The 26,412-nt window shown below is 47.3% G+C and carries 28 protein-coding genes; 15 read left to right on the forward strand and 13 right to left on the reverse strand.

Features of this window, described 5'->3' with window-relative positions:
- Positions 1-318: 318 nt before the first annotated feature.
- From JM642_RS02095 to hemC, 4 genes are read right to left on the reverse strand one after another with little or no spacing between them, the layout of a single operon-like run.
- Positions 319-1,485, reverse strand: coding sequence for a heme biosynthesis HemY N-terminal domain-containing protein (locus JM642_RS02095; protein WP_203432597.1), 1,167 nt, complete (start codon positions 1,483-1,485; stop codon positions 319-321).
- Positions 1,482-2,711, reverse strand: a complete 1,230-nt coding sequence (locus JM642_RS02100; RefSeq protein ID WP_037430185.1) for a uroporphyrinogen-III C-methyltransferase — start codon at positions 2,709-2,711, stop codon at positions 1,482-1,484. Before JM642_RS02100 ends, JM642_RS02095 begins: the two co-directional genes overlap by 4 nt.
- Positions 2,712-2,771: 60 nt before the next feature.
- Positions 2,772-3,512: a uroporphyrinogen-III synthase gene (locus JM642_RS02105; protein ID WP_203432598.1), complete on the reverse strand. Its 741-nt coding sequence runs from the start codon at positions 3,510-3,512 to the stop codon at positions 2,772-2,774.
- Positions 3,513-3,516: 4 nt separating this feature from the next.
- A complete protein-coding gene (hemC, locus tag JM642_RS02110; protein WP_037430190.1) occupies positions 3,517-4,449 on the reverse strand; it encodes a hydroxymethylbilane synthase in 933 nt (310 codons plus the stop codon).
- A 202-nt stretch (positions 4,450-4,651) separates the two neighbouring features.
- On the opposite strand from hemC, the gene JM642_RS02115 reads away from it, so the two are divergent.
- Positions 4,652-7,066, forward strand: a complete 2,415-nt coding sequence (locus tag JM642_RS02115) for a class I adenylate cyclase (protein ID WP_047537602.1) — start codon at positions 4,652-4,654, stop codon at positions 7,064-7,066.
- Between the two features lie 37 nt (positions 7,067-7,103).
- Here JM642_RS02115 and cyaY read toward each other — a convergent pair whose 3' ends face one another.
- Positions 7,104-7,436, reverse strand: coding sequence for an iron donor protein CyaY (gene cyaY, locus JM642_RS02120; protein ID WP_037422994.1), 333 nt, complete (start codon positions 7,434-7,436; stop codon positions 7,104-7,106).
- Between the two features lie 79 nt (positions 7,437-7,515).
- Between cyaY and JM642_RS02125 the strand changes: the two genes are divergently transcribed.
- From JM642_RS02125 to JM642_RS02155, 7 genes are all read left to right on the forward strand, one after another.
- Positions 7,516-7,698 (forward strand): lipoprotein, encoded by a 183-nt coding sequence (locus JM642_RS02125; protein ID WP_051714241.1) that lies wholly within the window; start codon positions 7,516-7,518, stop codon positions 7,696-7,698.
- A gap of 42 nt (positions 7,699-7,740) precedes the next feature.
- Positions 7,741-8,985 (forward strand): diaminopimelate decarboxylase, encoded by a 1,245-nt coding sequence (gene lysA, locus JM642_RS02130; RefSeq protein ID WP_099457344.1) that lies wholly within the window; start codon positions 7,741-7,743, stop codon positions 8,983-8,985.
- A gap of 69 nt (positions 8,986-9,054) precedes the next feature.
- Positions 9,055-9,882, forward strand: a complete 828-nt coding sequence (gene dapF, locus JM642_RS02135; protein ID WP_203432599.1) for a diaminopimelate epimerase — start codon at positions 9,055-9,057, stop codon at positions 9,880-9,882.
- Positions 9,879-10,514, forward strand: a complete 636-nt coding sequence (locus tag JM642_RS02140) for a DUF484 family protein (RefSeq protein WP_037430216.1) — start codon at positions 9,879-9,881, stop codon at positions 10,512-10,514. The genes dapF and JM642_RS02140 overlap by 4 nt, the downstream gene beginning before the upstream one ends.
- A gap of 41 nt (positions 10,515-10,555) precedes the next feature.
- On the forward strand, positions 10,556-11,455 hold the full coding sequence (gene xerC, locus JM642_RS02145; RefSeq protein WP_161808790.1) for a tyrosine recombinase XerC: 900 nt from the start codon (positions 10,556-10,558) through the stop codon (positions 11,453-11,455).
- Positions 11,455-12,177: an HAD-IA family hydrolase gene (locus JM642_RS02150; protein ID WP_099457346.1), complete on the forward strand. Its 723-nt coding sequence runs from the start codon at positions 11,455-11,457 to the stop codon at positions 12,175-12,177. Before xerC ends, JM642_RS02150 begins: the two co-directional genes overlap by 1 nt.
- 114 nt (positions 12,178-12,291) lie before the next feature.
- A complete protein-coding gene (locus JM642_RS02155; protein WP_023266363.1) occupies positions 12,292-12,870 on the forward strand; it encodes a HupE/UreJ family protein in 579 nt (192 codons plus the stop codon).
- 8 nt (positions 12,871-12,878) lie between these two features.
- Here the strand turns inward: JM642_RS02155 and JM642_RS02160 are convergent, their stop codons facing one another.
- The 3 genes from JM642_RS02160 to JM642_RS02170 form a co-directional block, all read right to left on the reverse strand.
- Positions 12,879-13,382: an ATP-binding protein gene (locus tag JM642_RS02160; RefSeq protein WP_047537623.1), complete on the reverse strand. Its 504-nt coding sequence runs from the start codon at positions 13,380-13,382 to the stop codon at positions 12,879-12,881.
- Positions 13,383-13,480: 98 nt separating this feature from the next.
- On the reverse strand, positions 13,481-14,227 hold the full coding sequence (gene ric, locus JM642_RS02165) for an iron-sulfur cluster repair di-iron protein (RefSeq protein WP_144376230.1): 747 nt from the start codon (positions 14,225-14,227) through the stop codon (positions 13,481-13,483).
- 341 nt (positions 14,228-14,568) lie between these two features.
- Positions 14,569-15,432, reverse strand: coding sequence for a YicC/YloC family endoribonuclease (locus tag JM642_RS02170; RefSeq protein WP_037422912.1), 864 nt, complete (start codon positions 15,430-15,432; stop codon positions 14,569-14,571).
- Between the two features lie 209 nt (positions 15,433-15,641).
- Between JM642_RS02170 and rph the strand changes: the two genes are divergently transcribed.
- Together rph and pyrE are read left to right on the forward strand one after the other, a co-directional pair.
- Positions 15,642-16,355 (forward strand): ribonuclease PH, encoded by a 714-nt coding sequence (rph, locus tag JM642_RS02175; protein ID WP_011073930.1) that lies wholly within the window; start codon positions 15,642-15,644, stop codon positions 16,353-16,355.
- A gap of 96 nt (positions 16,356-16,451) precedes the next feature.
- On the forward strand, positions 16,452-17,099 hold the full coding sequence (gene pyrE / locus JM642_RS02180) for an orotate phosphoribosyltransferase (protein WP_203432600.1): 648 nt from the start codon (positions 16,452-16,454) through the stop codon (positions 17,097-17,099).
- Positions 17,100-17,185: 86 nt separating this feature from the next.
- On the opposite strand, the gene folE is transcribed toward pyrE, so the two are convergent.
- The 5 genes from folE to coaBC all read right to left on the reverse strand — a co-directional run bounded on the left by folE (position 17,186) and on the right by coaBC (position 22,821).
- Positions 17,186-17,836, reverse strand: a complete 651-nt coding sequence (gene folE / locus JM642_RS02185; RefSeq protein ID WP_037422910.1) for a GTP cyclohydrolase I FolE — start codon at positions 17,834-17,836, stop codon at positions 17,186-17,188.
- A gap of 549 nt (positions 17,837-18,385) precedes the next feature.
- On the reverse strand, positions 18,386-20,374 hold the full coding sequence (locus JM642_RS02190; protein ID WP_203432601.1) for a S9 family peptidase: 1,989 nt from the start codon (positions 20,372-20,374) through the stop codon (positions 18,386-18,388).
- A gap of 134 nt (positions 20,375-20,508) precedes the next feature.
- A complete protein-coding gene (gene slmA, locus JM642_RS02195) occupies positions 20,509-21,102 on the reverse strand; it encodes a nucleoid occlusion factor SlmA (protein WP_011073926.1) in 594 nt (197 codons plus the stop codon).
- 31 nt (positions 21,103-21,133) lie between these two features.
- Positions 21,134-21,592: a dUTP diphosphatase gene (gene dut, locus JM642_RS02200; protein WP_011624324.1), complete on the reverse strand. Its 459-nt coding sequence runs from the start codon at positions 21,590-21,592 to the stop codon at positions 21,134-21,136.
- The gene (coaBC, locus tag JM642_RS02205; RefSeq protein WP_203433707.1) at positions 21,589-22,821 is read right to left on the reverse strand and encodes a bifunctional phosphopantothenoylcysteine decarboxylase/phosphopantothenate--cysteine ligase CoaBC; all 1,233 of its coding nucleotides are present in this window, start codon (positions 22,819-22,821) and stop codon (positions 21,589-21,591) included. The genes dut and coaBC overlap by 4 nt, the downstream gene beginning before the upstream one ends.
- Positions 22,822-22,940: 119 nt before the next feature.
- Between coaBC and radC the strand changes: the two genes are divergently transcribed.
- The 5 genes from radC to JM642_RS02230 all read left to right on the forward strand — a co-directional run bounded on the left by radC (position 22,941) and on the right by JM642_RS02230 (position 26,411).
- Positions 22,941-23,618 (forward strand): DNA repair protein RadC, encoded by a 678-nt coding sequence (radC, locus tag JM642_RS02210; protein WP_011073923.1) that lies wholly within the window; start codon positions 22,941-22,943, stop codon positions 23,616-23,618.
- A 121-nt stretch (positions 23,619-23,739) separates the two neighbouring features.
- Complete coding sequence (gene rpmB, locus JM642_RS02215) at positions 23,740-23,976, forward strand: 50S ribosomal protein L28 (protein WP_006079870.1); 237 nt, start codon at positions 23,740-23,742, stop codon at positions 23,974-23,976.
- Between the two features lie 6 nt (positions 23,977-23,982).
- On the forward strand, positions 23,983-24,156 hold the full coding sequence (rpmG, locus tag JM642_RS02220) for a 50S ribosomal protein L33 (protein ID WP_006079871.1): 174 nt from the start codon (positions 23,983-23,985) through the stop codon (positions 24,154-24,156).
- 313 nt (positions 24,157-24,469) lie between these two features.
- Positions 24,470-25,789 carry an amino-acid N-acetyltransferase gene (gene argA, locus JM642_RS02225; RefSeq protein WP_055647679.1) on the forward strand — a complete coding sequence of 440 codons (1,320 nt, stop codon included), beginning with the start codon at positions 24,470-24,472 and terminating at the stop codon, positions 25,787-25,789.
- A 103-nt stretch (positions 25,790-25,892) separates the two neighbouring features.
- Positions 25,893-26,411, forward strand: a complete 519-nt coding sequence (locus JM642_RS02230; RefSeq protein ID WP_055647678.1) for a PH domain-containing protein — start codon at positions 25,893-25,895, stop codon at positions 26,409-26,411.
- Position 26,412 lies beyond the last annotated feature (1 nt).

The raw sequence follows: 26,412 nt of genomic DNA on the forward strand, positions 1-26,412 counted from the left end.
ATTGTGATACAAGTGGCTAAATTTTAGCTTGGTCGCGTGTGTAAGTCAATTTTTTGACGCGTCGGAATGGCTTGCTATAGCTGGATTTTAAGGGGTGGAGTGCGAAAAAATGGCACTTAAAAGTGACAGAACTAGATGTAGTATCTTAAAACGCAAAAGAAACTGCATTTAGTGTCTCTTAACTATCAAAATAAACATACTAATAACAAATTATTCTTAAGATCGGGTTTAATATTTTATAAATGATGTGCGGCAAGTATGTTCAAGGTTGAATGAGGAGGGACCGCAATCCGCTTAATGGATTGCGGTTGATAGAAGTTATAGGTTTACTGCCTGACGATAGCTTTGGTTAGCATGACCTTGTTCGCCAAGTTGCTCTTGAATACGTGCTAACGCCAGCCAAGAGTCTTTACTCGGAGCAAGACGGCAAACATTCTGCCAGCGGATTTTGGCTTCTTTCATATCCCGGGTTTGTTGGTAGAGTAGCGCTAAACACCTTTGGTAATCAGCATTGTTCTCATGGGTGATTTCATGCTTGAGCAATTGCTTGCGGATCTCTTCGTCATGGGCGGTGACGATCTGTGGGATCACTTCTAACAGTGCTGACTCTGGCGAGCTACGTAGCTTTTTCGAGAGTAATTTAAGCGCTTGGTCTTTACGATTGAAGCGGCACAAGCCCATGGCATAAATCGCTAAAAACTCAGACTGGTTACGTTCATCGCGTGAAAGCCATTGCCAGCATTGTTCTAGGGCTTCTTCCCCTTTTAGACTCGCCGCTTTTAATAGGGCGCAATGGGTTTCAACATTCAGCGTATTTAACTTTGCATCCTCTAAGATCTGGCGTTTCTTCAGTATTGGGAGCAATAGCTTAAGCGCTTCCCAATCTTCCTGGGCGCGATATAACTCGAGGGCGAGTTTCAGCACAGGGGCTTTACTCTTGCTAGTTGGGGCTAACTTATCGAGCTCGGCTCTGGCTAAGGCTAATTCACCTTGTTTGAGTAAATAACGGGTACGAGTGGTTGCTACCGCATTGGCCGTCATAGGCTGGGCTTCAGCGCGGGCAAGATATTGATCTCGCTCGGCAGTTTTATTTTGATGTTGAGCAGCACGTGCAGCGGCTAACAAATTTAATGCTGGCAGTTCACCGTTGTCGGCCCCTTTAATCATGGCGCGTTCTGCCGCAGGCCAATCTTCTTCGGCAATCGCGAGTGCGCCCATCAAAGTGTGTTTCTTGGCAGACCGGCGACGCCAATGCTGCGGGATAAAACGGCTACGAAGCAGCAGATTAATCACAGTGATCACTAACCACTCCAGCACTTGGAATAGCGCATAAAACACGATTAACATGACGATGCCAAAAACTAAACTGGTCTCAAGCTGGTAATCACCCGCGGCAATATACACATAGCCAGTATTGCCAACAATCCAGGGGCTGATACACAGGCCTAAAAGTATAATACCAAGAAATATTAATACCTTAATCATAGCTGCGGTTCCTCTGCAGAGGTGAGTTCACCATAGCTGGTTAACTGTAATAACAGCGGTTTAGCGGCAAAGGATTTCAGCGTAATAGGGTCAAGATCGAGTGTTGCCAACTTGTCGATTTCGGCAATGGCCTCGCTAGTTTGATGCGCTTGAACATCAAAATAGGTTTGGATCCACTGGCGCGCCATCATCAGTGATTGATGATAAGCGGCTCTATCATAGCGATAGAGTGCCAGTTGTGATTGCAGCAGTTTATGGCGGATATTCTCAACCAAATACCATTGTTGCTCTGGAGCAAGTAGGGCTGGCGCATCGGCGGTGCGATGACGAATAGTAATAAAATCTTGAGTCAACGCCTTCCAGGTTTTACTCAGATTACTTTGCCAATCGTTAAGATCGCCGGAAATGGTCGTATCTTCAGCCGTGCTTGCTTCAGCGTCGGCACGATTTAGCGGCAATTTGTCAAGTTGGTCGATTAAGGCATCGAGTGCTAATACACCACCTTCAATATCCAAACTCTTAATATTGGTGGTCGCCGCAATATCCTTTGCCAATGCCTTACGGATTGGCAGTAATGCGGGGTTGTTCATCGCGGCAATAGTTTCATCCGCGGATTTTAATAAATCGGTTGCCGTACGTGGATCTTTTTCGAGCCAAAGCTTACGTCCAGCCATGTTTACTAGATATTCGGCTTCTGAGGCCATCCAGTGGGTTGGGCTGCGCTGGGCCAGTTTCTCTAGTCTGTCCTGTAACTGGTTTTGATCTGTGGCAAGCTTAGATAACTCTTGGAAGGTTTTTGCATCTGCGAGTTGTTGTTGCTCAAGTTGTGCAAGACGCTGATTTGGGACGAGTAAAGCCTGCTGCAACTGATCTTGCAGGGCTAGATTTTTCGTCTCTTGCAGTTGAAGCTGTTGCTGCATTTGTTGATACAGCAAATAGCCACCACCTATGGTGCAAACGGTCAAGCCTAAGGCCAGTAGTACACCAAAACGAATAGCCCATGAGCTACGATTCACTTGCACCACTTGGCGAGCAGCTTGGGTCGATTTGGGTTTGCTGGCTTGCGACTTAGTGTCGGCAGGTTTGACTTCTTGTTCTTCAGGCTTGCTCGCCTGTGACTCAGAAGCTTGGTTGTGTGGTGCAGCGTCATCGGTATTGACCGATGTGGCGAGAACTGGGATAGCCTGTGACTCTGGGCTTTGGGCGTCGTGCTTGTTGTTATCCATTTAACAGTCCTTAAAATCATGCTACTGCCGAAATTCGAGTAAAATCGGGCTAAATAGCACTTAGAGTTTAAGGGCGTTTAGCACGGCTTTGCTGTTGGCGGCATTGGCATTGGTGACTTGGGTTATACCAAAGGCATGAGCTTGAGCTTCTACTCGGTTACTGGGGACTATGATATGACATGAGCGCAGCCATGCAAATAACTCTTTTGGCACTAGATTAATCAGATTATCCAGTACTTCACCACTCGTCACGACAATAGTATCTATCCCTAAGTCTCGCCAGTGTTGGCTAACCGCTGCGCCATCGAGTGGTGGGCAAGCGCGTTGATAGACTTCCCAATAGCGCAGCCTCGCGCCTCTGGCACTTAGTTGCTCAGCGAGGGCTTCACGACCACCGACACCACGAATGATAGTGATATGTTTGCCTTGGATATGTTGCAGTGCAGGCAATGTCAGCAAGCCTTCTGTTTGCTGACAATCATCCGGTGCTTCGAGAGCTTCAATTCCCTTCTCTTGCAGCGCTTCCCACGTAGCATGACCCACGGCGAAATAAGGTACGCTTGGCCAGTCTTTAACTTGGGCAGTATCGACTTTAAACGCAGCATTAGCAAAGCTGACGGCATTGGCGCTGATACAGATAACCATATCGACATTAGCGAGTGGATGCGAAGAGTCTGGCGGCAGAGGAGGCGTGGCCTCAACGCAGAGCAGTGGCGTCACGCAGTGTTCGATGCCTCTTTCATTCAAGGCATCGACCATCGACTGATTGCGCCCCTCGGGGCGCGTCAGTAAGACTTTCATCGTCTTAGGCTTTGGCGTAAACAGCGTCGAGGATGCTTTTGGCGCCTTTGCTCAGTAGTTCTTCAGCAAGGGCAACACCGAGTTGCGTCGCTTCGGTCTTTGGACCTGTGATCACGCCTTCGATGATTTCGCTACCATCTGGGTTACCAACGAGGCCACGTAAAGTCATCTCATCACCATCGATTTCGGCAAAGGCGCCAATAGGAACTTGGCAACCACCTTCGAGGCGAGTATTCATGGCGCGTTCGGCGATGACTCGGTAGCGCGTTTCTAAGTGCTCTAAAGGTGCCAATAATGCTTTAACGCGCTCATCGTTAGTGCGGCATTCAATACCGACAGCACCTTGACCGTTTGCGGGTAAGGATTCTTCGGCAGAAATAAAGCTGGCAATACGCTCAGATAATTTCAGGCGAATTAGACCCGCCGCAGCCAGGATAATCGCATCGTATTCGCCGTTATCGAGTTTCGCGAGGCGAGTACCGACGTTGCCACGCAGATCTTTGATAATCAGGTCTGGGCGTGAGGCGCGCAGTTGGCACTGACGGCGTAGGCTTGAGGTGCCTACCGTGGCACCGAGTGGCAGCTCACTGATTGACTTATAAAGGTTAGACACAAAGGCATCGCGTGGATCTTCGCGTTCACAAATCACTTCCAGCCCTAAGCCCTCGGGGAAATCTACTGGCACGTCTTTCATGGAGTGTACGGCGATATCGGCTTGGTCTTCGAGCATGGCGACTTCGAGTTCTTTCACAAACAAGCCTTTACCACCAACTTTCGCTAATGGCGTGTCTAAGATAACATCGCCCTTAGTGCTCATTGGCAATAGCTCCACCACAATTCCTGGGTGAACGCGTTCTAATTCTGCTTTAACAAATTCAGCTTGCCACATGGCCAGCGGACTCTTGCGGGTAGCGATACGTATGCGGTTTTCAGACATGCCTAGTTTCCATCCGAGATCTTAGTTGCGCCAATGCTAACATTGGCTATTCGCGAATGTAAGGAAGCCGTATCGATTCTTTGAAGTCGGCGGTGTTCTAAATCGTATAAAAGTGTGATGGATATCTCATTTAGTTGCTCAGCTTTGCAAAAGTGTTAACATGAGCACACTTCTCAATTGTGCTTAAGTGTCGTGTTCTAGGATGGATCAGCAAGGCCAGTTTCCTGATATTGCAGAAAGACTTAATCAGGTTCGTATTGCACGGGCCTTAGCCTTGTTGTCTCCGTTGCAAAAGCATTTGTTCCGTTTGATCCCCTTTTTACTTCAACAGAATAGCGTTCAGTATCCGGGATACGTTGATCCTAATACGCCTTGCGGTATTTATGGTTACAAGGCGGGCTTAATAGAAGCCCAGGCTTGTGATGTGTTTAAGCTGCCTTTTATACCTAATGACATGGATTGTTATGCCTTCGAAGGGATATATGCCATGGGCAGTACAGCTAGCTTTGGTCAGAATGCAAAAAGTGATGTGGATGTGTGGCTAGTCCATCATGAGGATTTGTGTGATGACGACTTAGCCTTGGTTAAATTAAAAACGGAACGACTAACCGCTTGGTTTGCAGAGTATCAGTTTGAGGTGAATTTTTACTTGGTTCATCCACTGCAATTTTGTGGTGATATCTCACAGCGTACCGGTTGCCAGTCTTCTATGGCTCATGAGCACAGTGGCAGTACGCAGCATTGGCTGTTGCTTGAGGAGTTTTATCGCAGCCAAATTCGCTTGGCGGGTAAAACTATTGCATGGTGGCCTGATGCTAAGCTCAATCCTGAATTGCTATATCTTGGTAATGTGCACGAGTTACCGGCAAGCGAGTATTTTGGTGCCTCGCTTTGGCAGCTTTATAAAGGCTTAAATAAGCCGCATAAAGCGTTGATTAAAGTACTTTTGCTTGAGGCTTATGCCAGTGAGTATCCCCATTCTCAGTTACTGTGTGACCGGCTTTGGCAAAAGACCTTAGCAGGGGATTTTTCTACTGCTAACGATGCTTATTACGCAATTTATGAGGCGATTGAAGCCTATTTATTAAAGCAGAATGATAGTCGTCGGCTGGAAATTGTGCGCCGCTGTTTTTATCTAAAATGTGGCGTGTTCTTAAGTGTGTCTGACCAAGGTAAAGATTGGCGCTATGCCAAAATGCAAAAGTTGGTGCAAGAGTGGCAGTGGCCCAACAGTTTAATTACTACCTTAGATGATTGTGAGCATTGGCATAGTGGCCAGCTCAATTGGTTTAATGAGCAACTTAATGAATTGCTGCTGGCGAGTTATCAAACCTTGCTGCGTTTCGCCTCCACCCATGAGTTAAACGAAGGACTCAGGATTGAAGAGTTGGGGATGCTCACTCGCAAACTACATACTTACTTTAGCCAAGATGAAGACCAAATCGCCAAGCTGAATTTGCTCTGGAGCCACTCGGTCGCTGAATCTGAAGTAACCATGGTGTCCAGTAACAAGGAAAATCAATATTACCTCTACCGCCAGGGGCCAAAGCCGCAGAATCTGTTAGGTGAATCTGCTATTTGCAAAGGGAAAAGCCCGTCAGCGCTGATGATTTGGGCTTGCTTAAATGGGGTTTCGACGCCAGAAACCAAATGGTATGAGTTTGGCCAGAGTAAGATTAAATCCCGAAGGTTGACCGACGCTTCAAAACGATTACTTAATTTTATCGATCATGATTGGCGGGTCTCAAAGCTTGACCTATGTCAGCCTTGGCATTTTAGAAAACTCATTTTTATCTTAAACCTCGACTGTGATCCTACGATCCATTGGCAAGGGCAAGAGATGATGGTCGATGTCATGAATGCCAACGTGTTTTCATTGGGTCGTAAGCAGGAAAATATGCTCGGCGCCCTCGATGCTATTTGCCTTAATAGTTGGGGGGAGTGGCAGTGTCATCGTTTTGAGGGCGAAACCGCAGTATTGCAGGCACTCGCGTTTGTCACACCAGGGCTAAGGCGAGCGACTCATCCCGTGGATATGGATGTGATTAGCTGTTCGCAAAAGCTCAGGCCACAACTTAAGTTAGCGGTGAAAAACTTGCTTAAACAAACGGTGCGACTCTGTCAACAGGTGCAACAATCGAGCACCTTAGTGCAGCCGCTGCAGATTAGTCATACCCGTTACGGGATCTTTTTTAATCCTTTGGGGATGGCCTATCAGGACTTGAGTGATGCCAAATCTTTTTATCAGCAACTTGCTCGTAGTCATTTAGTACAATTGCCTCGGCCAGAGTTGGGGGATGACCCTTTTTCGAGCATGCCGAAAATCATTCAAAACTTTGCCGCCAAGGGAGCGATCCAGTACTTTCTGCGGCAACGCACCGATAGCTTAGATGTGTTTATTCTCGATGAGGAAAATCAGCTGAGTCATTATGTGCAGTCTGGTTCAGATATGAGTGAATTGGTCAACAAAGTGAGCCATCATTATGTGTTTGATGAATTTTATGCATCAAAAGCACGGTTTAATATTCCGCAGTTTTTCCATTTAGTACGGGTGGCGGGTGAGCTAACCGTGATGCCCTTTGGGGTAGATATCAATAACGCCAATGTGGAGTTTTAAGCGGGAGCGACCTCCCGCTTAGGAATGACGCCGCGGCTTAGGAGAGGCTGAGTTCGATACCGCTTTGGCGTAGAATCGAGTCCTGCACAAAGGGCATAAACTCGCCGCCATTACGACCATCAAGCCATTTCCCCTCTACATAGCCAAAGTGATAGCCACCGAAACGCGTTGCTACCCAAATTTCATGCAAAGGTTCCTGTTTGTTGATGACGATTTTCGAACCATCGACAAATTCTAGCTGTAACACGTTACCACTGGCATCAATATCCACATCGGCATCTTGTTCATCAATTGCGGTTTCGATAGCGGTCTCTATCGCTTGGAACATGTCATCGGCGAGCTGGTGAAATTCTGTATCTGTCATGGCCATGCATTTCTGTCCTTTGCTTTCGTCAAGATGGGTGCGATTATAAGACGATTAGACACTAGATGCACAGATGTTGAGAAAAATGAGACTGTTTTTATTGTTATTGATTGGTAGCCTATTCATTACGGCCTGTGGTCAAAAAGGCCCCCTGTATAAATCCTCTCCAGTAGAGGCGACTCAGTCTAAAAAAAATAAGCCAGCTAAGCGTGATGCTACGCCTGTACAAGCCGCGGAGCCTCAAGCTGAAACTGAAAAAACACAATAATAATCAGCATAATTACTACAAAGCGCAGTAAGGAATCGGACATTGGATCACTTTCTCTACCAAGATAATACCCTGTACGCAGAAGGCTGTCGGGTCAATGATTTAGCCCAGCAGTATGGCACGCCACTGTATATCTATTCCCGTGCGACGCTCGAGCGTCACTGGCATGCCTTTAATAATGCAGTTGCCGACCATCCACATATAGTGTGTTACGCGGTGAAAGCCAACTCGAACTTAGCCGTACTGAACGTATTGGCTCGTTTAGGTAGTGGTTTTGATATTGTCTCGGGCGGCGAGTTAGCGCGGGTGATTGAAGCCGGTGGTGACCCTGCCAAAGTGGTGTTTTCGGGCGTGGGTAAAACCGTTGCCGAAATGGAGCAGGCATTAAATCTTGGTATCTACTGCTTTAACGTTGAATCGAGCGCTGAGCTTGAACAACTTAACGATGTTGCCGGCCGCTTAGGTAAAGTTGCTCCAGTGTCACTGCGGGTGAATCCCGATGTCGATGCCGGTACGCATCCTTATATTTCGACGGGTCTTAAAGAAAATAAATTCGGTATCGCCATGGATGAGGCCGAAGTTGTATTTGCTCGCGCCCATGCGCTGCCGCATTTGCAGGTAAAAGGGGTTGATTGCCATATCGGCTCACAGCTCACTGAAATTCAGCCGTTTCTCGATGCAATGGACAGAATGCTATCGCTCATTGACCGCCTAGCCGAGCAAGGGATAGTGATTGAGCACTTTGATGTCGGTGGCGGTTTAGGGGTGACCTATGATGATGAAACGCCACCGCATCCTGATGTGTACGCCGCTGCACTGCTCAAGCGTTTAGGTCATCGCAAGCTCAAACTGATTTTCGAACCGGGCCGTGCGATTGCTGCCAATGCGGGGATTTTCGTGACTCAGGTGCTGTATCTTAAAGAAAACAGCGATAAGCGTTTTGCGATTGTTGATGGCGCGATGAACGACTTAATTCGGCCCGCACTCTATAGTGCATGGCAAAATATCATTCCGGTGAATCCACGGGATGAAGATACGCAAGTATTTGATATTGTAGGGCCAGTGTGCGAAACCGGTGACTTTTTAGGTAAGGACAGACAACTCGCGATTGCGGCGGGGGATTTACTGGTTGTGCGCTCCAGTGGTGCTTACGGTTTTGCCATGGCGTCGAACTATAATACTCGTCCGCGTGCGGCCGAGGTCATGGTGGATGGCGATAAGGCTTATCTGGTGCGAGAGCGAGAAAAATTAGCGCAGCTCTGGCAAGGTGAGCAGCTCCTGCCGTAAACTAGAAAATTATATTGATTCAGGCGCTTGGCTAGTTATCGCGGCGCCTAGGCTTAAAGGATAAGTATCTTGATCCAATTCACTAAGATGCACGGACTTGGCAACGATTTTATGGTGGTCGATGGTGTCACGCAGAACGTGTTCTTTTCGCCTGAGCAGATCCGCCGTTTAGCTGACCGTAACTTTGGCATCGGTTTCGACCAACTCTTGCTGGTTGAGCCACCCTATGATCCCGACCTCGACTTTCACTATCGCATCTTTAATGCCGACGGTGGTGAGGTCGAAAACTGCGGCAATGGTGCCCGTTGCTTTGCGCGCTTTGTCCGTAATAAAGGGCTGACGAATAAGAATAAAATTCGTGTAAGTACCTCTGCGGGTAAGATGACTCTGCGCCTTGAGCGCGATGGTACTGTCACTGTGAATATGGGCGTGCCCGTGCTCGAACCTAGCCAAATCCCCTTTAAAGCCAAAAAGGCCGAAAAAACCTATCTACTGCAAACACCGCAACAAACCTTTTTGTGTGGCGCGGCCTCCATGGGCAATCCCCATTGCGTGCTCGATGTGGAAGATGTTGCCAGCGCTAATGTTGCCGAAATCGGGGCGCTACTCACCAAGCATGAGCGATTCCCGCGCGGGGTAAACGTTGGTTTTATGCAGGTGGTGAACTCGGGTCATATCAAGCTTAGAGTTTACGAACGTGGTGCGGCTGAGACTTTAGCCTGCGGCACAGGTGCTTGTGCTGCCGTGGTAGTCGGACAAATTCAAGGTAAACTCGATCAACAAGTACAAGTGGATTTACTGGGCGGCAGCTTAACCATCAATTGGGAAGGTGAAGGCAAACCGCTGTGGATGACGGGCCCAGCGCAGCACGTTTATGATGGACAAATTCAGTTATGACCGAGCCTTTGATGCCGCAGACCAATCTTCCCTTTGATGAGTTGATTATTCGCGAATATTTACTCGATAATCCTGACTTTTTTAATCGGTATCCCGAGCTGTTATTGGCGATGCGTTTGCCCCATTTGGAGCGCGGTGCGATTTCCTTAGTCGAACGACGTCAAGAGTTGTTGCGCCTGCGGGTTGGGCAACTCGAAGAAGAAATCACCAGTTTACTGGCCATGGCTGCACGTAATGAAAAGATATTCCGATTTAATACTGAACTGTCTTTTAAGCTACTCAATTGCGTTAACTTAGAATCCCTTAAAGAAGTGCTGGCTGATAATTTAAAGGCGCAGTTTAATTTTACCCATGTGCGTCTTATCAGTGTGTTAGAGGCCGATATTGAGATGAAGGCGATTTGGGCGCAGCGTTTACGCAAGAATTACTATTTTGGACGTCTGACACAACAAGAGGCGAAACGCTTATTTGGCAGTGAGGTCGGCTCGGTGGCATTAGTTAAACTAGCTGATGATATTCCTGTCATTTTTGCAGTTGCCAGCCACGATGCCACCCATTTTCATCCCGATATGGACAATATGCTGCTCGAGCAACTTCGGCGATTGCTGGCACATATGCTCGCCAAACTCTAAGCCCTGATGAGGAGTCCAATATGAACTCGCCAGCTAATGATATGCCCGCGCGTTGTCACTCCTATTTACAGCAATTTGAAACCTATATGCAGTCTGAACGTCAGTTATCGGCGCATACGGTTCGCAATTATATGTACGAGTTGCAGCGGGGAAGCGAGTTACTGCCCGAAGGTGTTGACCTGCTTAATGTTGGGCGTGAGCATTGGCAACAAGTGCTTGCTAAGTTGCACCGTAAGGGACTGAGTCCGCGCTCGCTGTCATTATGGTTATCGGCAGTAAAACAGTGGGGAGAGTTTTTACTGCGCGCAGGCGTGATAGAACTCAATCCTGCCAAGGGGCTGAGTGCGCCCAAGCAAGCTAAGCCTTTACCGAAAAATATCGATGTCGATTCCCTCACACATTTACTTGAGATTGAAGGCAATGATCCGCTAACACTGCGTGATAAAGCCATTATGGAGCTATGCTATTCCAGCGGGTTACGTTTAGCAGAACTCGCAGCGCTCGATTTATCCAGTGTGCAATATGATCAGCGTGAAGTGCGGGTATTAGGTAAGGGCAACAAGGAGCGTATCGTCCCCGTTGGTCGTTATGCTATTGATGCCTTAGGCGCTTGGCTTGAGTGCCGCAGGCAAATCCCCTGTGAAGATAACGCATTATTTGTCACCGAAAAGGGCAAGCGTTTATCCCATCGCAGCATTCAGGCGCGCATGAGCAAATGGGGGCAGGAACAGGCGCTTTCTATGCGGGTGCATCCTCATAAGCTGCGCCATTCTTTCGCCACACATATGCTGGAATCCAGTGCCGATTTACGGGCGGTGCAGGAATTATTAGGCCACGAAAACCTGTCTACCACGCAAATTTATACCAGTTTAGATTTCCAACACTTAGCTAAGGTGTATGATAACGCCCATCCTAGAGCGAAAAAACAACAGGATAAATAATGCGTTGTTATCTTAGACCCCAGAATATTCGTGCGATTAGCTTCGATCTCGACGATACCCTATACGATAACGAACCCCACATTCTCAATGCCGAAGCTGAGTTAATGCAGTTTTTGCATCAGGCTTATCCGCTGACTCAAGCTTGGCAACCGCAGCAATGGCGACTGCTCAAGTTACAACTACTACAGCAAAATCCGGCCCTCGCCCATGACACCTCGGCGGCGCGAATTGCGACTCTGCATAAAGGCCTTTTACTGCTCGGTTATAGTGAGCCTGAGGCAAAACGTGGCGCGCAGGAAGGTTTAGCTTGTTTTTATTTTCATCGAAGCCATTTTCAGGTTTCAGACGACGTCTTGGCGCTGCTCACGCGTTTATCGGTCCATTTTAGGCTGATTGGCATCACTAATGGTAATGTGGACGCACAGCGTATCGGCTTAAGTAATGTGTTTGAATTTGTGCTGCATCCTGGTAGTGGTGTAAGGATGAAGCCTGCTAAAGATATGTTTTCACAGGCCTGTGAAAGGTTAGATATCGGCTTAGATCAACTGCTGCACGTTGGCGATAGTATGAATGCCGATGTTCGCGGTGCGCGTTTAGCGGGATGTCAGTCTGTCTGGTTAAATCCCAGTTTTGGCCGTGTGGCATCGTTACCGATTGCTGCACTCTTACCCCATATGGAGATTGCCACTCTCGATTCATTACAGGAAATGTTATTGCCTTAAAAGAATAGCAGCCTATTTAAAGTGATAGGGATCAAGGATTGGCATATCGTTTTGCCGTAGAGTATTAGCATTTGTTTAACTCAGTTGTTACGCCCTCACTAACAAGGAACTGCTATGGTGCGTTTAAGTCTGTTGCTCCTCTTGAGTCTATCGTTTATAGCCCCTGCGTCGGCGCACGAAATCCACTCCGGTGGTGGTTTTATGGCGGGCTTTAATCATCCCGTTTTAGGTTTTGACCATCTCCTTGCCATGTTAAGTGTGGGCATGCTCAGTACGCAGCTCGGTGGTCGCGCGATTTGGACTGTGCCCTTAGCCTTTGTGTGTTTTATGTTGGTTGGTGGAATACTGGGGCTTTATGCCATTCCGGTGCCCTTTGTTGAAATTGGCATTGCTTTGTCAGTACTGTTGCTTGGGTTAGCGATTGCCTTTGACCGCCAATTACCGCTGTTGTTTGCTATGGCATTTGTCGGCGTGTTTGCGATTTTCCACGGTCATGCCCACGGCATGGAAATGCCTGAACTTGCCAGCCCAGTTCTTTACGCCTTTGGTTTCTTATTTGGTACTGCGGTTATCCATTTAGGTGGCGTTATGCTAGGGCTAGGCATGCAGCGCGTCACTGGGCAACGCAGCTTAATGCGCGTATCTGGCGTGGCAATTGCCGCCATGGGTGGCTATTTACTCGCTGGTTTTTAGAAAAAGCACTACCGCGCCTTTATCAGCTTATTGCAGTGATGGGCGCGGCGTAGCATTTGTGTAACCTGTCTCCGGCTGGCATGCATGTCGGCATCTCCAACCCGAAAATAAGTCCCCGTATAAGCATCGGTGCCTATAAATACTGGCTTTAGGTGCTCTGGCGCGAGTGGCACGCGAATCCTTATCAGCTTTTTATTCATAATTTCAATCAGCTGCACATCAGATATCGCTAAAATATTACAGCTTATCCGGCTAGGGTCATCGAGGATCTCCCAAAATTCCTGTAATACGGGTAGCGGATTAGGGATGCCTTCAATGGTGAAATGGCCACGATCTTCGCGTACCCCAAGAATAATCTCTCCGCCTAAGGTGTTGGCGAAGGAGCTATAGGTTGCCCAAATATCTTCAGGTAATTGACCTTGACCATCACGGCCTCTTGCGAGTTTAAATTCTACTTGGGCTGATTCGTGTAGAGAAGCAATATCATCGAGTGCGAATGTTGGGTATGTCATGGCGGCTTATCCTTGCAAGGCACACCACTTTTTGTAACACGCCAAAATCACAAAGGCCAGCAGTTGTGCTGACCTTGGTGGTTAATCAATCTTGTTTATTAGGCGAGTTGCAGCGCCTTAGGGAAGAGAATGTTGTTTTCTAAATGAATGTGCCTATGCAGGTCCGCCTCAAATTCTGCGAGCGTTGCATAACAAACCCGCCAAGTAGTACAGGCATATTCGGGAGGCGTAAAGTCGTTGGTTAACTTATGTAGCTTTTGTAAAATCAATCCAGCTTCTTCGTGCTCGTGTTGCATTGCATTGATCGGGTTACCTATATGACCAAAGCAACCCTGCACTTGCTCGCCTTGACTCATCGCCCGAATCGCAGGAAAGAGGATATTTTCTTCCTTTATCAAATGCGGCATTAAATCTTCTATCAACGCACGAACCCAACCTGCAAATGGAACAATTTCGGCATAATGCTCGCCATGAGCGCGTACCATCTTTTCTGAGTATTCCAGCAATAACGGTGCTTTAGCGCGGACATATTGGTGGTGAGTACGCTCAATATAATCAATTAGTTGCTCAAGTGGTAGTTGATTAAGTTCATCTTCTTTAGCACCTAAATGTGTCATGTACTCTAATGCGGCGACGACTTTATTTGGGTCGACTTGCGCTCGCTCACAGGCACTGATCAGTGCTCGACCACCGCCACAGCAGAAATCGATACCAAATTGGCTAAACACATGGGCGCGGCGAAAATCCTCCGCGACCAACTCGCCTACTTTACGCTCAAGCCATGGGGATAAAGGGGCTGATGGTTGTTCAACGTGAGACGCTGACGAAAAGCTAGTTGATGACATTGCAACACTCCAAAGCACAAATAATTTACATGTATATTATTTGCAGCTTTATTGTGATGCAATAAATCCTGACTAATTTAGTCAGGATTTGCTGCGGCTGTCACATTAAATTGTCTGAATTATTCCCAAAGGAGTAGGGTGTAGAGGCTGATAAAGATGAGTCGATGTTTTATCTAATTAGTATGTTTTTGGAACTGTGTGGCGTATTGAATTTACCATTCTTTGCGTATCATCTAAGGCTCATCCAATATTAAGTATCTGATGATAAATGAAACTACAAAGGTGCTTTCAACGCCCTAAGAGTAGGGCATTAAAAGCAAATTGCTGAAGAAATGAGGAGGTTATTCCACGTTTTGGATCTGCTCGCGCATTTGTTCGATGAGCACTTTGAGCTCGACGGCGGCGGCGGTGATTTCGGTGCTGATGGATTTAGAGGCGAGGGTGTTCGATTCGCGGTTAAATTCTTGCATCATAAAATCTAAACGGCGACCTTCGCTGCCGCCTTTTTTGAGGATGCGGCGGGCTTCGTTAACATGGGCTTCGAGCCTGTCCATCTCTTCGGCCACATCTTGTTTTTGTGCTAATAAGATCATCTCCTGCTCGATGCGGGCGGGATCGAGTTCACCTTTGATTTCGGCGAGACGATTGGTGAGTTTATCGCGCTGATATTCCATCACTTTAGGCATATGCTCGCGCACAACGGCGATTTGCTCGCTGACGCCATCCAAGCGGCTTAAGAGCATGTCTTTGATGGCTGCGCCTTCACGGCCACGGGCTTCAATGAATTGGTCGATAGCTAAGTCGAAGGCGGTCATTAAATCGGCACCAACCGCGTCCATATCCTGCTCAGCACTAGAAAGTACTCCTGGCCAGCGCAAAATATCGGTGAGGTTGACTTCGCCTTGTCCGGCTTCTTGTTTGAGCCAACTAGCGGCGTCGAGTAGCTGTTTGGCTAACCCTTGGTTTAATTTAAGTTCGTTATTGCTGTTATCGGCTAATTCGTAGCGTAAATTGACCTCGACTTTACCGCGGCTTAAGCGTTTACGCAGACGGTCGCGCAAAACGGGCTCGAAGCTGCGGAATTGTTCTGGCAGACGTAGGTAAGTTTCGAGATAACGCTGGTTGACTGAGCGAATTTCCCAAGAGGCAGTGCCCCATTGTGCTTTGTGCTCAATGCGAGCGTAGGCTGTCATGCTTTGGATCATGGGTTGTCCTAGTGGTTTAATCGTCATAATGAGAGGCGATTATAGAGTCAATGGCTTTAGGATTAAAGGCATACCACTACTCGCGAGGAGGATTAGGTGTTTGTGTGACGAGTTTGCTAGAGAATCACCCTAAGCATGGCATCTATAGGCACAAAACCCTATAATATGCAGCCAAAATCGGTCAATGACTCAGAATACAGGAATTTCGCATGCGTCCAAGTAACAGAACGCCAGCACAAACACGCCCCATTACTATCACTCGCCAATTTACGGCCCATGCCGAAGGTTCTGTGTTAGTCGAATTTGGCGAAACTAAAGTGCTTTGTACCGCCAGTTTTACTGAGGGTGTACCGCGTTTCCTTAAAGGTCAGGGCCAAGGCTGGGTAACGGCGGAATACGGCATGTTGCCACGCTCAACCCATAGTCGTATGGACCGTGAAGCCGCTCGCGGCAAGCAATCTGGCCGCACGCAAGAAATTCAACGTCTTATCGGCCGTGCGTTGCGTGCCTGTGTGGATATGAAAGCGCTGGGTGAAAACACCATTGTCATCGATTGTGATGTGATCCAAGCTGATGGTGGTACCCGTACTGCGTCAATCACTGGTGCTTGTGTCGCCTTAGTGGATGCGCTTAACTGGGCCCGTGGTAAAGGCATTATTAAATCTAACCCGCTTAAGTTCTTAATCGCTGCGGTCAGCGTGGGTATCTACAACGGTGAAGCGATAAGCGACCTAGAGTATGTTGAAGACAGCGCTGCCGAAACCGATATGAACGTGGTAATGACAGAAACCGGTAAGATTATCGAAATTCAAGGTACTGCCGAAGGTGAGCCGTTTACTCACGAAGAGTTGATTGAGCTACTTGGTTTAGCGAAGAACAGTATTCGCGAAATCGTCGATGTGCAGAAAGCCGCATTAAATTAATTGTTATTGATAAAAAGCCCCGTTATGGGGCTTTTTATTAAATCAATATTGCTATAACCCAATAAAAATAGAACGTTAAAGTCGTAAGGAGAGATTGTGAAAGCCTATCAACGTGAGTTTATTGAATTTGCCCTAGAGCGTCAGGTGTTGCGATTCGGCGAGTTTACCCTTAAATCGGGCCGTATCAGTCCTTATTTCTTTAATGCGGGTTTATTCAATACTGGCCGTGATTTAGCCCGTTTAGGGCGTTTTTATGCGGCGGCGTTAGTGGATTCTGGCATAGAGTACGATCTGTTGTTTGGCCCAGCTTACAAAGGTATTCCGATTGCGACCACGACAGCGGTGGCTTTGTGCGAACATCACGATATCGATATTCCCTACTGCTTTAACCGTAAAGAGAAAAAAGATCACGGTGAGGGCGGTAGCTTAGTCGGTAGCGAGCTTAAAGGTCGGGTAATGCTGGTGGACGATGTAATCACTGCGGGGACGGCGATCCGTGAGTCGATGGAAATCATCGAAGCTCATCAAGCGCAGCTGGCAGGCGTATTAATCGCGCTGGATAGACAAGAAAAGGGCAAGGGCGAATTGTCAGCCATCCAAGAGGTCGAGCGTGATTTTGGCTGTGGTATTGTGGCGATTATCAAGCTTGCGGATCTGATCCGCTATTTATCTGAAAAACCAGGTATGGAAGCGCAACTAGCAGCGGTAAGCCAGTACCGTGAGCAGTATGGCATCGAGACCTAATAAGGCTTAAGCGTGTTATAAACCGCTAAAACAGAAACGCTGCGATCCTGTCGCAGCGTTTTTTATGCCTCGCACAAAGTAAGGTCTTACTTCGACTGGTGTAAAAACTCGGCGCGGGTCGCGGGGTTGGATTTAAAAATACCACCTAAAGCCGTAGTGGTGGTGGAGCTAGTGGAGTCCATCACGCCGCGGGATTTTACGCAGTAATGCACCGCATCCATTTTAACCGCAACATCTTTAGTTTCGAGCAAGGTCTGCAGCGCGACTAACACTTGCTGAGTCAAACGCTCTTGTACCTGAGGACGTTGGGCAAAGAAACGTACAATGCGGTTAATCTTTGATAAACCAATAATTTTTTTACGTGGAAGATACGCAATGGTTGCCGTGCCATCAATAGTGACAAGATGATGTTCACAGGTACTGGTCAGGCTAATATCCTGTACGCGCACCATTTCATCAAAGCCCATTTTGTTATCAATTACAGTGATCTTTGGGAAGTTCGCATAATCTAGACCGGAGAAGATTTCGTCGACATACATTTTGGCGATGCGGCGTGGGGTATCGGCAAGACTGTCATCAGAAAGATCCAGTGACATAAGCGTCAGAATTTCCTTCATATGGTGTTCAATCTTGTCCTTACGCTCTTCAGGAGTAAACACACTGGGGAGCATGGGGGTTTCAAGTCCGCGCTCTTGCAGGGCGGCCTGTACTTTTACTGCTGCTTCACTTAATGACATTTTTATCCTCCACTACTTCAGTAGCGGCTATCACTGAAAACCTAGTACTGGTCGCTGAATATCAGCAATCAGGCGCGCTAGGGTATAAATCGATTCGTTGTCACTTGGACAAGAACAAGGTGGGGCAGAATAGCGCGAATTGCGGATAATTCATACCAAAAAACGCTCACGCTGAAGATGAAAAAGCCGATAGTCCTTATCGATTATCGGCTCCTTGGGGCGCTAAAACATCATTATCTTGATGAAGATAGAAGGGCGTGTTGACGTTTCAGGGTTATTTTTGCAGCAATGTGGTTGGCTTTATGCAAGGCAACGTCCGTGCAGTGTAGTTATTCTACATAAACGGACGATAACGCGGCAGAAAAGCCTGCCAAATGCTGCCCGAAGGGTTCGTCTGGCAAGCCCTTGCTCTTACTTTCGGTCATAAGAGCCGCTCGTCATTTGAGTAGAATAACTACACATCATTCCTCGTTTCGCGAGCACGAGCTTGCCAGAACGAACAAAATTTAATCTCGAAACGTCAACACGCCCTAGTTATTTTAGTGAGTACTAAAGTTTCAGGTTAGTTTTTAAGAAGCTCAGCATCTGATCGTAATACTTGGCTCTATGAGTATCGTTATAAAAACCATGGCCTTCGTTATCCATCACCAGTTTTTGGTAGGGATAATTATGGGCTTTGAGGGCTTTTTCGAGTGATTCTAACTGTTCAATTGGCGCGCGCTCATCTTCACCACCGTGAACGAGTAAGAGGTTCGCTTTTAATTTGTCGACGTTGTGTGCGGGCGACATGGCTTTAAGGGTGGCTTTATCTTGGCCTAGTACGTTTCTAAGGTAACTGGTACCTGAACTTGTGCGAGCGACATCGCCTTCATTAAACATCAACTCCAGATCATACACACCGGCAACCCCTACCGCGCATTTAAACATATCGGGCGCTAATACGGCGCTTTGCAGTGCGCTATAGCCGCCAAAGCTACCGCCAGCAATACATACCCGTTCCTTATCGGCAAAGCCTTGGTCAATCACATACTGAGTTGCATCGATGATGTCGTGCTGAATATCAGAGCCCCATTTTTGATAGCCAGCTTGCTCGAAACGCTCGCCATAACCACCTGAACCGCGGAAGTTAACCTGCAACACCGCCATACCATTTTGGGCGAGTAATTGATTTTGTGGATCAAATCCCCACCAATCACGAACGCCATGGGGACCGCCATGGGGATTAACGACCAAGGGTAGATTTTTGGCTTCTTTGCCATAAGGTAGCGTTAAGTAGCCGCTTATTTTTTGGCCGTCACGGTTAGTGAAGCTAATAGGTTTGACCTCCGCCATTTGCTCTGGGTCGAGCCATTTACGGGCGGCGGCGAGATACTCTAGCTTGAGCTTTTTCGTATCAAACACATAATAATCACCGGGATTACGGTCATTAAATGCAATGACCACCAGTTGTTCACCATTACGGGTTTCACTGACAATCCGTACTTGATGCCCAGGTAGGGCAGCAATTAAATCCTTGAGTAGTTTGGCGTGGCTGTCGTTGTTATCGACAAAGGCATAGCTTGGATAGCCATTTTCAAACTCAACGGCATAAAGCTGCTTATTGGTGCCGTTGATCCAGAAGTTATTGGGATCAACGACCTCATCTTGAATGATCTCGGTCTTCTCGCCTGTTTCGAGGTTGATGCGATAGACGCCTAAGGTTTCAGTGCCTACTCGACCCGCTGCATAGATGGTATTTTTGTTATCAGCGAAGGAGATAGGCGTAAAATCACTTAAGCCTAGGTTGAGTTTATCGGTATTTACCCAGTCGCCATCTTTACGATAAAACACTTTAGTGATGTTTTTGCCATCTTCCCCAGTGACAAAGCGCACTTCTCCTTCATGGTCGGTCATAAAACGAGCTAAACCAATAGGAGAGCCTGTGATGCGTTTACGCACCCCGCTAAATAGGTCAACCCGATACACATCCTGTTTTAATTCAATATTGAGGTTGCTCTCGTTATTCCATGGAATGGCGTTAACCAGCATATAGCGTTCATCATCCGGTAGAGGATCCAGAATGAATGCTGTGGCATTTATGGCGGTGTTTTTCTTGATATTTGAACCTGTTTGCTGTTCGCCGCTATTGAAACCAAATAGATAGGCAGGGCGTGAACCATCGGCATTGACCGCCATTAATTCGCCGTAGTATTGAGGGGCATCAACCCACCCTTTTAAGTACTCTTTAGCCAGCACGAGTCGTTCACTGTTGGCCCATTCATAGGTTCCCACTTGTGCATTCCCTGGGAAGCGGATCGCGTTAAGTAGTTTTTTAGTTTGCGCATCTAATACCAAGAGTACATTTTTACCCTCAACACTGGTAATTGCACTTAAGTATTTGCCGGTAGGTGATATTTTCACATCAGCGTACTCATCACCGCGACTGAATAATTGTGATTGTGATAATGCATTCTTGGCCGATGTTTCAGCCGCGAATGTGTTGATTGGCATGATGGGCAAGCAAATTACGGCCAACGCGGCAAAAGGCAAAGTCTTCATCTGACATCCTTGTAAAATTATTGTGATTTTTGTTTTAAAAAGATGTGTTTTAGACTAAAGCAAAAGCAATACTGATACAAGATGTATGGATAAAAGAAAGGACGGAGGGGTCCGTCCTTTATGTTGATAAATCATTAGCTTTGCAACAGCTGATGCTGAATAAAGCGCCACTGTTCATCGAAGTGCTGAGTCGGTTTGAGTTTAAACTCGCTGCGGACAAATTGAGCAATTCGCCCCTCTGCGAAGGCTAACAGCAAATTAGCTAAAATAGCCTCATCTAAATTAAAGCCTTTGCCTTCTCGCAGGGTCTTTTCCCGCAAAATTTGCTTAAGTTGAGTTTCTATTTTTGCAAATAGCGTACTAATGCGGCTACGCAGACGCTCATTTTCACCTAAAAGCGCATCACCATTGAGGACGCGCGAGATCCCTGGATTACGCTCGGCAAAAATCAGCAGTAGTTGCAGCACCAGTTGACAGCGTTTCATGGTGTCTTTTTCATCATCCATGATGATGTTGATACGAGAGAGTAATGACTCTTCAATAAACTCAATTAACCCTTCGAACATCCGTGCCTTACTCGGGAAGTGGCGATAGAGTGCCGCTTCCGATACGCCGACTTCTGAGGCGAGTTTAGCGGTGGTAATACGTTGTCCTGGGCTGGTTTCTAGCATTTGTGCTAGGCATTGCAGTATGTGTTCACGACGATTAATTTTTGGGCTTACAGCCATTGCAGTATCCTTCGCTCAATAACGATTCAGGTTATTTAGTGCCAGAATGGCCAAATCCACCTTCACCACGGTCTGAGCTATCGAACTCATCAACGAGTTTGAATTGTGCTTGTACCACAGGGACAAACACCAGTTGTGCGAGACGATCACCGATTTCTAAGGTAAATGGGGTATCGCTGCGGTTCCAACAAGAGACCATTAAGGGCCCCTGATAATCCGAATCGATGAGGCCAACGAGATTTCCAAGGACGATACCGTGCTTATGCCCAAGGCCTGAACGCGGTAAAATCACTGCTGCAAGGCCTGGATCTGCTACGTGGATGGCGATACCCGTTGGGATTAACTGAGTTTCTCCTGGGGCTATCGTCATTGTGGTATCTATCATGGCGCGAAGATCCATGCCTGCGCTGCCTGGTGTGGCATAGGCAGGCAGCGGGAATTCAGAGCCAATACGGGAATCGAGGATCTTTAATTCAATCGGTGTTTTCATTTGTGTTGTTTTTCTTTCACTATCAACGAAAGTAATTGGCGAGCCAACGTGAGTTTATCGGTAGCAGGCAAATCTTGACTACCCTGTGGCCAGAATACGCGCAGGGCATTGGCATCGGCGTTAAAGCCTAGACCAGCAACGGATACATCGTTTGCCGCGATCATATTCAAATTTTTACGTTTGAGTTTATCGCGGGCGTAGGTCTCTACATCATGGGTTTCTGCGGCAAATCCCACCATAAAAGGACGGTTTGCCAAGCTTGCGACCGTCGCTAAGATATCAGGATTCCTCACCAGCGCAAGTTGCATTTCTTCCGCTGACTTTTTGATTTTACTGGTGGCAATATCGCTGACTCGGTAGTCAGCAACCGCCGCACAGCCGATAAAAATATCTTTATTATCAACATTCTCCATCACAGCATCGAGCATATTCTGTGCCGATTCGACATTGATGCGCCTCACCCCTTCAGGCGTGGCTAAATTTACGGGTCCTGCGACCAAGGTCACATCGGCGCCCATATCGGCCGCGGCCTTCGCTAAGGCAAAGCCCATCTTGCCAGAGCTGTGATTAGAGATATAGCGTACAGGGTCGATGGCTTCGCGGGTTGGGCCTGCGGTGATCAGTACCGATTGGCCTGCTAGCGGTTGTGATTCCTGTTCAGCATAGACATCTTTTGTTGCAAAAAAGCGACTCGCAAGTTCGGCAATTTCGAGCGGTTCGAGCATGCGGCCTGGGCCCACTTCACCGCAGGCTTGACTGCCACTTGCCGGTCCCCAAAGGGTGTAACCACGGCTTTGTAAACTGGCTAAATTGGCTTGAGTGGCGAGATTACGATACATCTGCTGATTCATCGCAGGGCAGAGCGCAATTGGCGCTTCAGTGGCAAGACAAGTGGTGGTGATAAGCTCATCCGCCATGCCTGCATTGATACGGGCCAGTAAATTCGCCGTTGCAGGGGCGATAATGACTAAATCGGCCCAGCGCGCCAGTTCAATATGCCCCATCGCCGCTTCGGCAGCGGGATCGAGTAAGCTCGATGATACAGGATGTCCTGATAAGGCTTGCAGTGTGAGTGGGGTAATAAATTCCATCGCACTTTGGCTCATGACCACACGTACATCAAAGCCGCGTTCTTTTAAGCGGCGCACTAAATCCGCACTTTTGTAGGCCGCAATGCCGCCACCAATACCCAGCAGGACGTTTTTCGTTATCAGGCTCACAGACATCATCCGAGATTGAAATAATGTCGCCAACCATACCACAAAGCGATGAATTGGCGTGACTGTCCCAGTTCAAAAAATCTCGTCCATACTTGCTAAAGTAAAAATATGCGACGACAGGAGGTCACATGGCGATTAAGGATTGGCCAGAGGGCGAAGGGCCGCGGGATAAGTTATTGCTAAAAGGCGCTAGTCATCTCTCGGATGCCGAATTACTGGCGGTGTTGTTGCGTAATGGCCTGTCTGGGCTGAATGCCGTAGACCTTGCCCGCTCACTTATTCAAGAATTTGGTGGTTTAAGAAGCTTACTTTGTGCACCAAAGCATCAGGTGTGTCGACTTCCTGGCGTGGGACCTGTAAAATACGCCCAGCTTCAAGCCGCGGCTGAATTAGCGAGGCGTGTGGCACAAGAAAACCTGCAGAGAGGTCAGGTTTTGACAAATCCCGATTTAACTCGGGATTATTTAATGAGACAATTAGCTGACCGCTCCTATGAAGTGTTCGCAATTTTGCTGCTGGATAGCCAGCATAGAGTGATTCAGTTCGTCGAATTATTCCGCGGAACAATAGATTCAGCCTCAGTGTACCCACGTGAAGTGGTGAGCTTAGTGCTGGAGAAAAAGGCTGCTGCCGTCATAGTGTGTCACAATCATCCGTCTGGTATTGCCGAGCCCAGTCAGGCTGACAGACGAATAACTGAGCGATTAAAAAATGCGTTGGCAACCATAGATGTATCCCTGTTGGATCATATGGTTGTTGGTGATCGAGAGATAGTTTCCTTCGCGGAACGAGGCTGGATTAATTAATCTAACACTTGATCTTCACTCTGTGATCGTGTATAAAATGCGCCCTCTTTGTGCCTCGGGCGACGGCCATACGAGGCACATTAATGCTCGAGCGTTAAAATTGTTTTTGGAGAAGATTGACATGTCAAGAGTATGCCAAGTTACTGGCAAGAAGCCGATGGTTGGTAACAACCGTTCGCACGCAAAAAACGCGACCCGTCGTCGTTTTTTACCTAACCTACAAAACCACCGTTTTTGGTTAGAAGAAGAAAAACGTTTCGTACAGTTACGTGTATCTACTAAAGGTATCCGTCTGATCGATAAGAAAGGTATTGAAGTTGTTGTTGCTGAACTTCGTGCCCGTGGCGAGAAGGTGTAATAGATCATGGCTAAAGCTAAAGGTAATCGTGAGAAGATCAAATTAGTTTCTACAGCTAAAACTGGTCACTTCTACACAACTGAAAAAAACAAGCGTAACATGCCAGAAAAAATGGAAATCAAAAAATTTGATCCAGTTATTCGTCAGCACGTTATCTACAAAGAAGCAAAAATCAAGTAATCCTTGTTTAGTGTTTCGAGAAAAGCCCCTTATCTAAGGGGCTTTTTTTTTGGCTTTTCGTCATCAAGATGAGATAAATCTGTCCCATATTTGGCGAGTGCGACTAAATCATATTTGGTTAAAAAAATGTAATCATTTATCAAAAGTGCAATTTTTTGAAAATATAAGCACTTTATTGTATTAAAACTGCATTTTAATGAGAATAAATTCTTTATTGGTGAATTAAAATGCAATACTATACGCGGGTTTTCGTTATTCACTCCTGGTAAGCCATTTTGGGGTTACCAGCTTAAATATGAGGTGTAAACAACGCGTGCGTACCACTGAACTGGTTGATGGATTTCGTCATTCTGCCCCTTACGTTAATGCCCATAGAGGGAAAACCTTTGTGGTGATGTTGGGTGGCGAGGCTTTAGCACAAAATCAATTTCGCGGCATTTTGAATGACGTGGCGTTGTTACACAGTTTGGGTATTAAAGTGGTGTTGGTGTATGGCGCGAGGCCGCAAATCGATGCAGCGTTAGCCGCCAATGGGATTGAACCCGCCTACCACGAAGGTGTACGTATCACGGATGAAGACTCACTCAAAGTCATTAAGCAAGTCGCGGGTGCATTACAGTTTGATATTACCGCGCGTTTATCGATGAGTTTAAGCAATACGCCGATGCAAGGTGCGCAAATTAACTTAGTCAGCGGTAACTTTGTGATTGCTCAGCCACTGGGCGTCGATAATGGTGTGGATTTTTGTCTAAGCGGCAAAGTGCGCCGTATCGATACTCAAGGGCTTAAGCGTCAGCTCGATAACCACTGTATCGTGTTGATGGGGCCGATTGCTGCATCCGTCACTGGCGAAAGCTTTAACCTCACGGCCGAAGAGATTGCCACTCAGGTTGCTATCAAGCTTAAGGCCGACAAGATGATTGGCTTTAGTTCGCAAAATGGCATCCTCGATCGCAATGGCGATGTGATTGCCGAATTAATGCCAAATGATGCGCAAAATATTCTGACTAAGCTTGCTGAGCAAGGTTCTGCCTGTGTGGGCACGATGGCTTTCCTCAAGGCGAGTATTGATGCGTGCCGTAATGGGGTACCCCGTTGTCATTTGGTTAGCTATCTTGATGATGGTGCCTTGCTGCAGGAGTTGTTCTCCCGCGAAGGCATAGGCACGCAAATCGTGACAGAAAGCGCTGAGCGCCTGCGCCGCGCATCGATTAGCGATATTGGCGGCATATTGAATTTAATCCGTCCTCTGGAAGAGCAAGGCATTTTAGTGCGCCGAAGCCGTGAGCAGCTTGAGATTGAGATCGAGCAGTTTATGTTGATTGAGCGAGACGGCTTAGTGATTGGCTGCGCGGCTCTGTATCCGTTCGAGGAGGATAACGCCGGTGAGTTTGCCTGTTTAGTGGTGCATCCAGATTATCGCGATGCGGATAGGGGCAGTCTGCTGCTGAAAAACATCATAGGTCAGGCGCGTCATCGGGGTTATTCCCGTTTGTTTGCCTTGACTACCCGCAGCATTCACTGGTTCTTAGAACATGGCTTTGTGATTGAAGATGTGGATGCATTGCCGCAGAAGAAAAAGCAGCTGTATAACTATCAGCGCCGCTCTAAAATTCTCGCCCTTGATCTGTAAGCTTTTTACGCTTGATAAGATGCCAGCCTAGCGCTGGCATTTTTGTTGACATAATATGTCTTTGTTGGCAGATTAAGCTTTTCTTCCTTAAGGACTGCCCACCATGGTGACTCAGTTTTTCTCCCTCGCGCCTCTGACTCAAACTTCAATTTTAAGCTTTATTATCTTGCTGTTAGGTTTAGCTGGCTTACTGTGGATGTTGTGGGTTAAACCTATGCCGAAAGTGGCTAAATCGGCGAGCTTAGGCATCTTGTTAGTGATGATTGGTGGATTTTCTTGGGTGTTTTATCAATCCCATAATGCTGAAATCGCGCTAACCGACACCGAGCTAAAACTCGATATTCCCTTCTATAAAGTGCAATTAGCGCGTTCCGAACTGCTGGTCGAGCAGGCGCGTCTTATCGACTTGAAGCAGGAGGCGGATTTAGCGCCCAGCTTTAAAACCAATGGTATCGGTATGCCAGGGTATCAACTTGGCTGGTTTAATTTGAAGGGGAAGGGCAAGGCATTTGTGGCAGTGACGGATAAATCCGAGCTAGTGTTAGTGCCAACGACGCGAGGCTACAATCTGCTCTTATCTGTACCCGAGGGCGAGAAATTTTTAGCCCAACTACAAAAGTAGC

The organism is Shewanella sp. LZH-2 (genome assembly GCF_016859145.1).
Taxonomy (GTDB): domain Bacteria; phylum Pseudomonadota; class Gammaproteobacteria; order Enterobacterales; family Shewanellaceae; genus Shewanella; species Shewanella xiamenensis.